The following is a 13,413-nucleotide window of genomic DNA, read 5'->3' on the forward strand; positions in this document are numbered from 1 at the left end:
GCATGTACGGCCTGACGGCTGTGCTGTTCGCCCGTGGAGTGGGCGGATACTTCATGAACTCCGGGGCCGCGAGCGAATTCCAGCAGTGGAACACCGTCCTGTACTCGCCGTTGTGTGTGGCACTCGCCTCCCTGGGTGGCACCGTCGCTGTAGCGGCAAGCAGACGTTGACCTCGGGCCTTCGTGCGAGGGGCGCCGGCGGTGCAGGAGAGCGATCAGCCGGAGAGCGATCAGTCGGAAAAGGATCGCCCGGACAGCGATCAGTACGTGACTTCGCCGTAGCTGTTCAGAGGTCCAGGACGAGGCGTTCGCCCCGGCAGCGCGAGACGCAGATCAGCATCGAATCGCCCCGCTCGTCGTCGGTCAGCAGATCGTCCCGGTGATCGATCTCGCCCTCCAGGACCCGCTGTTGGCAGGTCCCGCAGAACCCCTGCTCGCAGGAGTACGCGACATGGGGCGCCGCTGTGCGGACAGCGGCCAGCACCGACTGCCCGGCCGCGACCGGCACCGTGCGCCCGCTGCGCCGCAACTCCACCTCGAACGCCCCGGAACCGGGGCCCGCCGTGTCCCCCGGCGCGGCCGAGAACCGCTCCAGATGCAGCGGGAGCCCCTCCGGGAGCGCGGCGGCCACGGCATCCATCAGCGGCCCGGGCCCGCAGCAGTAGACCGCCGTGCCCGGGGCGAGACCGCTCAGCGCCGCCGCGACGTCCGGGTGGCCCGCCTCGTCCTGGGCGACGACCGTGACCCGGCTCCCGTCCGCGCCGAGCTTCTCGATCTCCTCCAGGAACGGCATCGCCCCCCGCGACCGGCCCCCGTACAGCAGCCGCCAGTCGGCCCCCGACGCGGCCAGCGACCGCAGCATCGGCCACACCGGGGTGATCCCGATGCCGCCGACGACGAAGACGTAAGCCCTGGCCCCGGTCAGCGGGAAGCGGTTGCGCGGCCCGCGCACCTCGATCTCCAGGCCCTCCCGGAGCTGCTCGTGCACCTCCCGCGAACCGCCCCGGCCGTCCTCCACCAACCGGGTCGCCACCGTGTACGCACCGGTGTCCTCCGGGTCGCCGCAGAGCGAGTACTGCCGCACCAGACCGGACGGCAGCACCAGGTCCAGATGGGCCCCCGGCTCCCAGCGCGGCAGACCGGTTCCCTCCAGCCGGAGCTGCACGACACCGTCGGCCACCTCGCTCCGACCGGTGATCAGCAGCCGGCGGGCCGAGGTCGCGCGCCGCTTCGAGTGGCCCGATATCGGCTCGGGCAGGGCGGGCAGCGGCCACAGCGGGGACCGGGCGATGCGGCGTTTCAGGGCGCGCCGGGTGAGCAGGGCGGCACCGGAGACGAGCACGACGGTACGCAGACGGGGCAGGGCCATGGTTCAGGACCTTCCCATCGTGGCGGTCTCGGCGGCGAGCGCGGCGGGGGAGTGGGTGAGGTAGTCCACGGCCTGGGCCGTACTGCCCTCCTGGGAGGGGTGGTAGGACCGGCTGAGATAGCTCGGCACGGATCGCAGGATCGCGCTTGTGCTGGGCAGCGTGCCCTGCTTCCCGCTCGCGTGGAACGCCTTGAACGAGGCCTTGCCGCCCAGCAGCGTGGGGTCGTTCTCCATGAAGAAGCGGGTGCCGCGCTGCCAGAGGAACACCAGCGCGGAGAACGCCGTCGCCCAGGTGCGCACCCGCCGCCGGTAACCGCCGTCCACGTGCATGAAGACGTCGAAGGCCACCGACCGGTGCTCGACCTCCTCCGCACCGTGCCAGCGCAGCAGATCGAGCATGGTCGGATCCGCGCCCCGGCGGTCCAGGGCGTCGGCGTTGAGGATCCAGTCGCCGAGGAACGCGGTGTAGTGCTCGATCGCCGCGATCGTCGCCACCCGCTCCATCAGCCACCACTTCGAGGCCCGCCCCGGCGGCAGTGTCCGGTCCCCGAGCAGCTTCTCGAAGAACCAGTCGACCTGCGCGGTGTACGGGGTCGGGTCGAGGCCCAACTCCCTCAGGTGCGGCAGCACATCGTCGTGGGCCTGCGCGTGCACGGCCTCCTGGCCGATGAACCCGATGACGTCCTCGCGCAGTCGGTCGTCGTGTATGTACGGGAGTATCTGCCGGTAGACGTGGATGAACCAGCGCTCCCCGGCCGGGAGCAGCAGGTGGAGCACGTTGATGGTGTGCGTGGTGAACGGATCGCCCGGCACCCAGTGCAGGGGGGTCTTCTCCCAGGCGAAGGACACCTTGCGGGCCTTGAGGGGCGTCCGCTCCGACGCGACCGCCGCTGGCTGCGTGTTAGACATGGTGTCAATGTACTGACGGGTATGGGGTGGGGCCAGAGGCGTGCGGAGAGTTCCGTGCCGTTCTCGAAGCCCCGCGCGATGATGGACGTATGACGAAACCTGTGCAGGCCCGGTCCTTCGACGCCATCGCCGCCGCCTACGACGCGCACCGCCCCTCCTACCCGCCCGCCCTGTTCGACGCCGTCGAGGAGCTGGCCGGACTGCCGCTCGCCGGAGCCCGCGTCGCGGACGTCGGAGCGGGGACGGGACTCGGTACGGCGCGGCTGTACGAGCGCGGGGCCCGGGTCACGGCGGTGGAGCCGGGTGACGGAATGGCCGAGCAGTTCCGCCGGGGGCTTCCCGACGTGCCGCTGGTCCGGGGCGACGGGAACAACCTGCCGTTGCGTACCGGCTCCATGGACCTGATCACGTACGCCCAGGCCTGGCACTGGACCGACCCGGCACGCTCGATACCCGAGGCCCGCCGGGTGCTGCGCCCGGGCGGGGCGCTGGCGCTCTGGTGGAACGACTGCGACCCCGCCGTGGAATGGCTCGTCGACCAGGAGAACCGGATGCGGGTCTTCTTCGGGGTGGAGGTCCCCGCCGTCCCGTCCCACGAGGCCCGCTTCCGGGCCGCGCTGCCCGACGGGCTCGACTTTCGCACCCGGCAGGTGGCGTGGAGCAGGCGCGTGCCGATCGACGCCCATGTCGCCTGCCTGGCCACCCACTCCGACTTCCTGATCGGCGACCCGGTCGAGGTCCGCAGCTTCTTCGACCGCGAACGGGCCCTGCTCACCGCACTGTTCCCGGACGGCGAGGTCGAGGATGCCTACGTCGTGAGTCTTGCCGTAGCTCACCCCTGAGGCCGTTTCCGGGTGCGGGATGGGCCGCCGACTCTCAGGCGAAGGCGGCCAAGGGGGCGTCCACGGGGGCTCCGGTGAGCCGGTTGGCCAGGGTCGACAGGGTGTACGCGCCGATTCCCAGGACCACTTCGAGGGCGTTCTGCTCGGTGTAGCCGTGCGCCAGGAAGTCCCGCGGGGTCGCGTCGTCCACCGCACCCGCCGAATCGAGCACCCCCAGGGTGAACCGCCGCACGGCTTCCAGGCGTTCGTCCGGAAGCGGGGTCCCGTCGCGGTCGCGCAGGGCGGTGACGAGCGCCGGATCGGCGTCCAGGGAGGTCAGCTTCGCGGTGTGCATCGCGACGCAGAGGTGACAGCCGTTGCGGGTGGCCATCGCCATGATCAGGACCTCGCGGGAGAGCGGGCCCAGGGTGCAGGCCTCGAAGATCGCGCTGATCTTCAGGAAGCCGCGGTTACGTGGAGCGCGCCCCGGACCCCGCCGACGGCCGGCGCACCCTAGGCTGATCCCCCCCCGCACTCCGGCCGCGTACGACGGATCAGCCGTGGTCCAGATAGGCCAGCACCGCCAGCACCCGGCGGTTGTCGTCGTCCGACGGGGGCAGGTCGAGCTTGCTGAAGATGTTCGACGTGTGCTTGGCCACCGCCCGCTCCGTGATCACCAACTGCGAGGCGATGGCGGCGTTGGAGCGGCCCTGGGCCACCAGCTCCATCACCTCCCGCTCGCGCGGGGTGAGGCCGCCCATCGGCCTGTCCTGCGAACGGCGCGACAGGAGCTGGGAGATGACCTGCGGGTCCATCGCCGTGCCACCCGCCGCCACCCGCCGTACCGCGTCGATGAACTGGTCCGCGTCGAAGACCCGGTCCTTCAGCAGATAGCCGATGCCGCCGTTGCCGTCCGCCAGCAACTCCCGTGCGTACAACTGCTCCACGTGCTGCGAGAGCACCAGCACCGGAAGCCCCGGCCGCGCCCGGCGGGCGGCCAGGGCGCACTGAAGGCCCTCGTCCGTGTGGGACGGCGGGAGCCGGACGTCGACGACGGCGACGTCCGGCTCCAACTCGGCCAGGGCCTTGGTCAGTTCCGGCCCGGTCTCCACAGCCGCGGCGATCTCGAAGTCGTACGCCTCCAGCATGCGCACCAGGCCGTCACGCAGCAGGAAGAGATCTTCGGCTAGGACAACTCGCAAGGAATCTCCATGGTCACCATGGTGGGACCGCCCGCGGGACTGCTGACGGCCAGGACGCCGTCGAATGTACCCAGTCGCCGTTCGATTCCGCTCAGCCCCGAGCCCGATCCGACGACCGCACCGCCCCTGCCGTCGTCCGTCACGGAGATCCGGAGCATCCCCTCCGCATGGTGCAGGTCCACATAGATCCGCTCCGCCTCCGCGTGCTTCACCGTGTTCGTCAGGGCCTCGCTGACCGCGAAGTACGCCGCCGACTCCACCGGGGCCTCTGCCCGCCCCGGCAGCTCCACCGTCACCTCGGAGACGACCGGCAGCCGCAGGGCCAGCGCCCGGACCGCGTCGCCGAGACCCCGCTCCGCGAGGACCGGCGGGTGGATGCCCCGGACCAGGTCCCGCAGTTCGGTCAGGGCCTCCGCGGACGACTCCCGGGCCATCGCCAGCATCTTCTTCGCCTGCGCCGGATCCTTCTCGATCAGCGCCTCGATCGTGCCCAGGTTCATCCCCATCGCGACCAGCCGGGCCTGCGCCCCGTCGTGCAGGTCCCGCTCGATGCGGCGCAGCTCGGACGCGGCGGTGTCCACGGCCTCGTGCCGGGTCACGGTCAGCCGCTGGACGCGCTGCTCCAGCTTCTCGTCCCGGCTCGGCCCCAGCAGCGTACGGGCGAGCAGGAAGTGCGCCCGGAGCACCGGCTCGGTGCCACGCAGGCCGAAGTGGAAGAGCACGATGCCCAGCGCCATGGCGGCCAGACCGGTCAGCTGGCTGCTCACCGGCACGAACATGTACATGTACGGCTCGTCCTGGAACACCCGCCACAGTCCCGCCGCCAGGACCACCGATTCGATCGGGTAGAGCATCAGCCCGGCGGCCACCACGGCCAGCACCGTGCCGGCCGTCATGTCCACCAGCAGCCACAGCAGGTCCCGCCAGGTCGCCGGGTCCTTCAGCAGCAGCGTGGTGCGCTCCACCTGACCGGTGACGCCCGGCCCCAGCTCCTTCGGGAACGGCCGGTACGGGACCGGAATCCGCACGTACGACCAGGTCGCCGCCCACAGCCGCCGCTGGTTGGCGTGCTTGCGGACCGCCTCCAGCACCACCGGGGTGGTGAACACGCCGATGCCCAGCAGGATGAAGGCGATCGAGAGCACCGCGAGCACGAACAGGGTGATGGACCCCACCGGACCGACCACCGACAGGAACAGCCCCCGCCCCGCCGCCAGCGTCGACGACCGTAGCCGCCCCGAGAACACCTTCATCGCGATCCCTCTCCCCTCACCGGAACCAGGACGGCTTCTCCCGGGTCCGACTCCCCGTCGGAGCCGGGCGGTCCCCGGTCCGGGTGCCAGTCTCACCCGGCCCCGCACCGCCGCGTCAGCCGGTCCGCCACCCGGAGGGGGTGTACCTGGCACCACCCCCGCATCCGCCTCCTACGCCTCCGCGACCGGGGGCTTCGACGGCTGGGGCGGACCGCGTCCGATTCCTAGATTCGAAGCGTCCCGATCACCTACCTGACGCTTACCTCCGGGGGAGAAGCCGCATGAGGCGCAATCTCGCCGCACGCATCGGCGTGTGGAGCACCCACCATCGCAAGACGGCCGTATTCGGCTGGCTGATCTTCGTCGTGCTCGCCGCGGGCATCGGCGGGGCCACCGGCATGGTCGAGATGACCAACGCGGAGAACGGCGCGGGCGAGTCCGCCCGCGCCGAGCAGATCCTCCTCGACGCCGGACTCGACAAGCCCGCGGGTGAACTCGTCATGGTCTCCGCCCCCGCCGCGGGCGACTGGAAGCCGGCCGCCGAAGCCCTCGCCGACGCCGTACGGCAGACCGGAGAAGCGCAGAACATCGCCCCGCCCGTCGCCTCCGAGGACGGCAAGGAGGCCCTGATCGCCTTCGAGATGAAGGGCGAGGCAGCCACCTCCTCCGACCGGGTCCAACCCGTCCTGGACGCGGTCGCCGCCGTGGGCGAGGAGCACCCGGACACCGGGATCCACCAGTTCGGCGAGGCCAGCGCGGGCAAGTGGCTCGGCGACCTGTTGGCCGAGGACTTCAAGAAGGCCGAGTTCACCGCCGTACCGCTAGCCCTCGGCATCCTCCTCGTCGCCTTCGGCGCGGTCGTCGCCGCCCTGCTCCCGGTCGGGCTCGCCCTCACCGCGTGCATGGCAGCCTTCGGCCTCCTGTCGATCGCCAGCCACCAGCTGCACCTGTTCCAGACCACGTACTCGGTGATGTTCCTGATGGGCTTCGCCGTCGGCGTCGACTACTGCCTCTTCTACCTGCGCCGCGAACGCGACGAACGCGCCGCCGGACGGGACGCCGAGACCGCCCTGCGCATCGCGGCGGCCACCAGCGGCCGGGCGGTGCTCGTCTCCGGCCTCACCGTGATGGTCGCGATGGGCGGCATGTTCCTCTCCGGGCTCATGCTCTTCAAGGGGTTCGCGCTCGCCACGATCATCGTCGTCTTCATCGCCATGCTCGGCTCGGTCACCGTCCTGCCCGCCCTGCTCTCCTGGCTCGGCGACCGGATCGACGCCGGCCGCGTCCCGCTGCTCAACCGCCGCGCCAAGCACGGCCAGGCGGGCAGCGGGCGGATCGTCGGCCGGGTGCTGGGCCCCGTACTCGCCCGGCCCCGCGCCTTCGCCGTCGCCGCCGTCGTCCTGCTCCTCGCGCTCGCCGCCCCCGCCCTCGGCATGAAGACCGAATCCCTCGGCCTGGAGAAGCAGTTCGGCTCCGACTCGCAGCTCTCCATCGCCCACAGCCGCATCACCGAGAGCTTCCCCGGCGGCCCCGCCCCCGCCCTCGTCGTCGTCACCGCGCCCGACATCAGCGCCCCGGACGTCACCAAGGCCCTCGATGGTTTCAAGGACGTCACCGTCCACCGCGCCGAGAACGTCGCCGAGATCGAGATCCCCCTCCCGGGCGGCACGGCCGACCTCACCGAACTGCGCGAACAGCGCCTGCCCGCCGCGTTCGACGGCACCGGGGCCAAGGCCCACGTCACCGGGGAGACCGCCGGATCGGTCGACTTCAACGATCAACTCCGACGCGGCATCGTCCCGGTCTTCGCCTTCATCACGGCGGTCACCTTCCTGCTGATGCTGCTCTGCTTCCGCAGCTACGTCATCGCCGTGACGTCCATCGCCCTCAACCTGCTCTCGGTGGCCGCCACCTACGGCGTGATGACCGCCGTCTTCCAGCACGGCTGGGGCGCGTCGCTCATCGGCTCGGAGGGGGTCGGCGCGATCGAGGCGTGGATGCCGCTGTTCGTCCTCGTCGTCCTGTTCGGCCTGTCGATGGACTACCACGTGTTCGTCGTCTCCCGCATCCGGGAGGCGCGCGGCGGCGGCCTGGACAACCGGGCCGCGATCGAGACCGGCATCCGGCGCACGGCCGGGGCGGTCACCGGAGCGGCGGCCATCATGGTCGCGGTGTTCGCGGTGTTCGGCACCCTGTCCATGCAGGACATGCAGCAGATGGGCGTCGGCCTCGCCGTCGCGGTGCTGCTGGACGCCACCGTCGTACGGATGGTGCTGCTGCCCTCCGTGATGCTGCTCCTGGGCGAGCGCAACTGGCGTACGCCGCGCCTCCTCTCGCGCCTGCCGAGCCTGGAGGAGGAGAACCCTGAGGGATACGACGAGCCGGCCGGCCCGGTGAGCACCCCCGCCCCGGCGGGCCGACAGCTCTGAGACGTCCGGACGGCCCCGGACCGCGGTGAGGAGGAACCGTGGTGCGGGGCCGCCGGACGTTCCGGGTGGACCGAGCGGGTCAGGGCGTGTACTTGTACCCGACCCGCCGGACCGTCTGGATCGAACGGCGGTACTGGGCACCGAGCTTGCGGCGCAGCCGCGCGACGTGGACGTCCACGGTGCGCCCGTCGCCGACATGCCCGTAACCCCACACCGTCGTCACCAACTGGTCGCGGGTGTGCACCCGGTGTGGGTGCGCCACCAGATGCGACAGCAGCTCGAACTCCAGGTACGTGAGGTCGAGGGCGACGCCGTCGACCGAAGCCGTACGCCGGGTGGTGTCGATCCGGACCGGACCGCCATGGACCCCCTCGCCGGCCGTCCGGTCGGGCTCCGGCTGCTGGGGGAGGGGCGAGCCGCCCGGCCGGAGGCGGGAGGCCGCTACGGCCCCCGGGAGCGCCGGCTGCTGATCGGCCGGCACGAGCACCAGGTAACCGATCATCGGCGGCTGACCGGGAAGGGTGGGCAGGGTGTGCTGCGGGGCGGGCAGCCAGGTGGCCCCGGGCGGGAGGAAGTCCGCCACGTCGGCCGGCGGCCCGGCGACCTCGTCACGGTCGACCGCGCGCAGCCGGTGCCGGTTCGGGTGGGCGGGGAGGGAGCGGGCGGTGGGACGGGCCGCAGCGGGCGCCGGGGACGCCGCGGTGGCGGCGGACGCGGCGGAGAAGGTACGGGTGTTCGCCATGGGGGTCAGCTCTTTCGCGCGAGGAGTCGTCAGGGACGGACTTGCGTCGTGCGCGCGGACCGAAGGCCGGGGTGAGCGGCTTTAGTGGGCCTGCGCGTTCCACGCGCGGCAACACACCCGGTCGAAATCATGGTGCTGACGGGAAGGCCAGAACGGTTCGAGGTCGCTGCGACCCGACGCGATGTTCTGGTAGCTGGCCATGTGCTCCATTGAAGCAGACATCGCGGCCGCGCATCAGACTCCTCCCACCCGTCGATACGGGCCCTTTGCGTAACGTTCCTCACGCCCGGGCGCCACCGAACACGGGGGAGGGGCCCGTCACCGAACACGGGGGAGGGGCCCGCCGGCGAACCGGCGGACCCCTCCTTGCGCGACCGGCGTCGGGATCAGACCTGGCCGGCCTTCTCCAGCGCGGTGCAGCAGGTGTCGACGATCAGCCGTGTGACGACGTACGGGTCGACGTTGGCGTTGGGGCGGCGGTCCTCGATGTAGCCCTTCCGGTCCTGCTCGACCTGCCACGGGATGCGGACCGAGGCGCCGCCGTCGGAGACGCCGTAGCTGTACTCGTTCCACGGGGCGGTCTCGTGCAGGCCGGTGAGCCGGTCGTCGATGCCCGCGCCGTAGTTCTTCACGTGGTCCATCGGCTTGGAGCCCTCACCCAGCGACTCGCACGCGGTGATGATCGCGTCATAGCCCTCGCGCATCGCCCCGGTGGAGAAGTTGGTGTGCGCGCCCGCGCCGTTCCAGTCGCCCTTGACCGGCTTCGGGTCCAGGGTGGCGGAGACCTGGAAGTCCTCGGCGGTGCGGTAGAGCAGCCAACGGGCCACCCACAGCTGGTCGGAGACCTCCAGCGGGGAGAGCGGGCCCACCTGGAACTCCCACTGGCCGGGCATGACCTCGGCGTTGATGCCGGAGATGCCGAGCCCCGCCGCCAGGCAGTTGTCGAGGTGCTTCTCCACGATGTCACGGCCGAAGATCTCGTCCGCGCCGACACCGCAGTAGTAGCCGCCCTGCGCGGCCGGGAAACCGCCCTCGGGGAAGCCGAGCGGCCGGTGGCCGTCGAAGAAGGTGTACTCCTGCTCGATTCCGAAGATCGGGGACTGCCCCGCGAACAGCTCGGCGACCGGACGCAGCGCGGCGCGGGTGTTGGACTCGTGCGGCGTCATGTCGATATTGAAGACCTCGCACAGGACGAGGATGTCCGCGCCGCCGCGGATCGGGTCAGGACAGGTGAAGACGGGCTTCAGCACCCGGTCGGACGCGTGGCCCTCGGCCTGGTTGGTGCTGGAGCCGTCAAATCCCCAGATGGGCAGATCCGCCACGTCCCCCGACGGCGCGCCGTCCATGATCTTCGTCTTGGAACGAAGCTTGGCGGTCGGCTCGGTGCCGTCTATCCAGATGTACTCAGCCTTGAACGTCACGGACGCCATCCTTCGCGGGTGCAGCGGTGCAGCGGTCTATGCGCCGCAGCTTGGCAAGACGCGATTTCCCGTCCGTTGCCCGGATGTGAACCCCGTGTTACCGAGGCTTCCTGCGTTACGGGGGCCCGCGTCCAGGCCCGTCACCCATGACCCGGCGGTGAACGGAGGACGCTCGGACACCGTCCTTGCGCAGGGCCGAGAACCCGGCCGCCCGCAGCGGGGCCGGTCCCCGCACGGCCGGCCGGCGCACCCGGCAGACTGGTCCCATGGACTCACCTGCCGCCACCACGCCCCCTCTCCGGATCGGCCTCCTCGGCACCGGCCCCTGGGCGCGCAACACCCAGGCCCCCGCGCTGGCCGCTCATCCCGGCGTCGAACTGAGCGGGGTGTGGGGCCGCAGGGCCGAGGCGGCGGAGGCCCTCGCCGCCGCTCACGGGACCCGCGCGTACACCGGCGAGGCGGGCATCGACGCGCTTCTCGAGGCGAGCGACGCGGTGGCCTTCGCGCTGCCGCCGGACGTGCAGGCCCCGCTCGCGGTCCGCGCCGCCGAGGCGGGCTGCCACCTCCTGATGGACAAGCCGGTGGCCACGACGGTGGAGGGGGCCCGTGCCGTGGCCGGGGCGGCGGAGAAGGCGGGGGTGGCCTCGGTCGTCTTCTGCACGCTCCGGTTCGCGCCCGAGACCTCCGCGTGGATCGCCGAACAGGCCGCGGTCGACGGCTGGTTCACGGCTCGCGCCCAGTGGCTGGGATCGCTCTACGCGGCGGGTTCGACCAGCGCGTACGCGGACTCCCCGTGGCGGCGCGAGAAGGGCGGCCTGTGGGACGTCGGCCCGCACGCGCTCTCCGTACTGATCCCGGTCCTCGGCGACGTGGAGCACCTGACCGCCGCCCGGGGCCCTGCCGACACCACACACCTGATCCTGCGCCACACCTCCGGCGCGTCCAGCACGGTGACCCTCGGGCTCAGCGCCCCGCCCGGCGCGGCGGGCGTCGAGATCGAGTTCCGGGGCGAGCGGGGCACCGTGTCGGTCCCCGGCTGGGACGGCGCGGAGACCGCGTTCCGGGGCGCGGTGGACGCCCTGGCCGAAGCGGTACGCACGGGGGTGCCGCACGCCTGCGACGCGCGCTTCGGCCTCCACCTCACGGAGCTGCTCGTGGCGGCGGAGACCCAGGCGCAGGCGGGCTGACCGGCGGGAGCGAGGGGGCGTGGGCGGGCGTGCGCGAGCCCCGCGCCCCCCGCGCCCTCCCCCGCGGCGCCCTGCCTCCGGCTCACCCCGGCGGCAGGGCCCGGCACAGGGCCTCCAACGCCTCCGGGTAGGCGGATTCGGCAGGTGTCGCGTACCCCACGACGAGCCCGTCCCGGGAGCCCTCCGCCCGCTCCGCCCGCCCCGCGCCCGGATGCGCGTAGTCGGCGAGGCCCTCGACCGCCAGCCCCTGCCAGGCCGCGGCCCGGACCGCCGAACGCTCGGTGCCGGGCGGCAGCTCCAGCAGCGCGTGCAGGCCGGCGGCGATCCCGGTGACCCGGACGTGCGGGGCCCGCCGCTCCAGGGCCGCCACCAGTTGGTCCCGGCGGCGGCGGTGGCGCTGCCGCATCCGGCGGACCTGCCGGTCGTACGCCCCCGACTCGACGAAGTCCGCGAGCGTCAGCTGCTCGGTGGCGCTGGAGAACTGCTCCCGCTCGCCCTTCGCCGCGACGACGGGGCCGACGAGCCGCTGGGGCAGCACCATCCACCCGATCCGGAGGGTGGGGGACAGACTCTTGCTCACCGACCCGACCAGCACCACATGCTCGGGATCGAGCCCTTGGACAGCACCCACGGGCTGCCGGTCGTAGCGGAACTCCCCGTCGTAGTCGTCCTCCACGACGAGCCCGCCGGTGGCCCGGGCCCAGTCGACGACGGCCGCCCGCCGCGCGGGGTGCAGCGGTCCGCCGGTGGGGAACTGGTGGGCGGGCGTGAGGAGTACGGCACGGTCGTGGCGGGTGAGCCCGTCGACCCGGGCGCCGTCCGCGTCCACGCCGAGCGGCCGGGTACCGACCCCGTGGGAGGCGAGCAGCGAACGGTGGAAGGGCAGGCCGTACTCCTCCGCCGCCCACGGACCGCCCACCACCTCCGCCAGCAGCCGCAGCCCGTGCGCGGCCCCCGAGCACAGCACGATCCGCTCCGGCGCGGCCCGCACCCCGCGCACCCGGGCCAGATAGCCGGCCAGGGCCCGCCGCAACTCGGGCCGCCCGTGCGGATCGCCGGGCCCGAACGCGTCGTCGGGGGCGGCGGCGAGCGCACGCCGCGCCGAGGCCAGCCAGGCGGTGCGCGGGAAGACCGAGGGGTCGGGCTGCCCCTGGACCAGGTCGTGGACCGGGCGGGCGGCGCGCTCGGGGGTGCGCGGCCGGTGAACGGGGGTGACCGGGACGGCCCGCTCGGCGACCCGCGTCCCCGAGCCCTGCCGGGCGGCCAGCCACCCCTCCGCGACCAGCTCGGCGTACGCGTCGGCCACGGTGTTGCGGGCCAGGCCGAGATCGGCGGCGAGGGAACGGTAGGGCGGCAGCCGGGTGCCGGGGGCGAGCCGTCCGCTGCGCACGGCCTCGCGCAGCGCCGCCATCAGCAGGGCGCGGCGGTTGCCCGTGCCGGAGAGTTCCAGCGGCAGATCGCTGCCCAGGATCTCCGCGGAATTGACCCATGAATCCACCATAGAAATGCACCCCACACCCAGTCGCCCGTCGCTCTAGATTCGTACCCATGACGACGACGGAGATCAAGACGAACGACCGCACCACCACCCCGGCCACCACCGTCCGGAGCAACAGCTCCCCAGGCAGGCTCGACTTCGCGAAGAGCGCCCCGAAGGTCTTCCGGGCCGTGATCGGCCTGGACGCGGCGGCCCGTGCGGGCCTGGACCCGACGCTGGTCGAACTGGTCCAGATCCGCGCCTCGCACCTGAACCGCTGCGCGTACTGCCTGCACATGCACACCACGGACGCGCGGAAGGCGGGCGAGAGCGAGGAGCGCCTGCACATGGTCGCGGTGTGGCACGAGGCGGACCACTTCTTCACCGAGCGGGAACAGGCCGCCCTGGCCCTGACGGACGCGGTCACCCGGATCGGGGACGCCGGCGTCCCGGACGAGGTCTACGACCGGGCGGCGGCCCACTTCGACGAGGAGGAACTGGCCCACCTGCTGGCCCTGATCCTCACGATCAACACCTGGAACCGCATCGCCCTGTCCACCGCCAAGCGCGCGGGCACGGACGAACGCTGAGGGATCCCGCCGGG

Annotated in this window: 11 protein-coding genes and 1 pseudogene; 4 read left to right on the top strand and 8 right to left on the bottom strand. The window is 72.4% G+C overall.

The genetic code is table 11. From position 1 onward, the window contains the following. Positions 1–285: 285 nt before the first annotated feature. On the bottom strand, positions 286–1,368 hold the full coding sequence (locus N7925_RS27210; protein WP_274345454.1) for a PDR/VanB family oxidoreductase: 1,083 nt from the start codon (positions 1,366–1,368) through the stop codon (positions 286–288). A 3-nt stretch (positions 1,369–1,371) separates the two neighbouring features. Then, positions 1,372–2,277 carry a metal-dependent hydrolase gene (locus N7925_RS27215; protein WP_274345455.1) on the bottom strand — a complete coding sequence of 302 codons (906 nt, stop codon included), beginning with the start codon at positions 2,275–2,277 and terminating at the stop codon, positions 1,372–1,374. An 89-nt stretch (positions 2,278–2,366) separates the two neighbouring features. On the opposite strand from N7925_RS27215, the gene N7925_RS27220 reads away from it, so the two are divergent. Beyond that, on the top strand, positions 2,367–3,119 hold the full coding sequence (locus N7925_RS27220) for a class I SAM-dependent methyltransferase (protein WP_274345456.1): 753 nt from the start codon (positions 2,367–2,369) through the stop codon (positions 3,117–3,119). 34 nt (positions 3,120–3,153) lie between these two features. Here N7925_RS27220 and N7925_RS27225 read toward each other — a convergent pair. The 3 genes and pseudogenes from N7925_RS27225 to N7925_RS27235 form a co-directional block, all read right to left on the bottom strand. Continuing rightward, positions 3,154–3,564 (bottom strand): annotated as a pseudogene (locus N7925_RS27225) (carboxymuconolactone decarboxylase family protein); the annotation flags it as partial. Between the two features lie 88 nt (positions 3,565–3,652). After that, entirely contained in the window at positions 3,653–4,300 is a 648-nt protein-coding gene (locus tag N7925_RS27230; protein ID WP_265602051.1) for a LuxR C-terminal-related transcriptional regulator, read from the bottom strand. Further along, positions 4,285–5,553: a sensor histidine kinase gene (locus tag N7925_RS27235; RefSeq protein WP_274345457.1), complete on the bottom strand. Its 1,269-nt coding sequence runs from the start codon at positions 5,551–5,553 to the stop codon at positions 4,285–4,287. Before N7925_RS27235 ends, N7925_RS27230 begins: the two co-directional genes overlap by 16 nt. Positions 5,554–5,834: 281 nt before the next feature. Between N7925_RS27235 and N7925_RS27240 the strand changes: the two genes are divergently transcribed. Continuing rightward, the gene (locus N7925_RS27240) at positions 5,835–7,982 is read left to right on the top strand and encodes an MMPL family transporter (protein ID WP_274345458.1); all 2,148 of its coding nucleotides are present in this window, start codon (positions 5,835–5,837) and stop codon (positions 7,980–7,982) included. A gap of 79 nt (positions 7,983–8,061) precedes the next feature. Here N7925_RS27240 and N7925_RS27245 read toward each other — a convergent pair whose 3' ends face one another. Both N7925_RS27245 and glnII read right to left on the bottom strand, forming a co-directional pair. Beyond that, positions 8,062–8,724, bottom strand: coding sequence for a winged helix-turn-helix domain-containing protein (locus tag N7925_RS27245; protein ID WP_274345459.1), 663 nt, complete (start codon positions 8,722–8,724; stop codon positions 8,062–8,064). A gap of 386 nt (positions 8,725–9,110) precedes the next feature. After that, positions 9,111–10,145: a glutamine synthetase gene (gene glnII, locus N7925_RS27250; RefSeq protein ID WP_274345460.1), complete on the bottom strand. Its 1,035-nt coding sequence runs from the start codon at positions 10,143–10,145 to the stop codon at positions 9,111–9,113. Positions 10,146–10,411: 266 nt separating this feature from the next. Between glnII and N7925_RS27255 the strand changes: the two genes are divergently transcribed. Then, positions 10,412–11,332: a Gfo/Idh/MocA family protein gene (locus tag N7925_RS27255; RefSeq protein ID WP_265602056.1), complete on the top strand. Its 921-nt coding sequence runs from the start codon at positions 10,412–10,414 to the stop codon at positions 11,330–11,332. Positions 11,333–11,414: 82 nt separating this feature from the next. On the opposite strand, the gene pdxR is transcribed toward N7925_RS27255, so the two are convergent. Next, the gene (gene pdxR / locus N7925_RS27260) at positions 11,415–12,833 is read right to left on the bottom strand and encodes a MocR-like pyridoxine biosynthesis transcription factor PdxR (protein WP_265602057.1); all 1,419 of its coding nucleotides are present in this window, start codon (positions 12,831–12,833) and stop codon (positions 11,415–11,417) included. A 47-nt stretch (positions 12,834–12,880) separates the two neighbouring features. On the opposite strand from pdxR, the gene N7925_RS27265 reads away from it, so the two are divergent. After that, the gene (locus N7925_RS27265; protein WP_274345461.1) at positions 12,881–13,399 is read left to right on the top strand and encodes a carboxymuconolactone decarboxylase family protein; all 519 of its coding nucleotides are present in this window, start codon (positions 12,881–12,883) and stop codon (positions 13,397–13,399) included. Positions 13,400–13,413 lie beyond the last annotated feature (14 nt).

It is taken from the genome of Streptomyces sp. CA-278952 (assembly GCF_028747205.1).
Classification (GTDB): Bacteria; Actinomycetota; Actinomycetes; order Streptomycetales; family Streptomycetaceae; genus Streptomyces.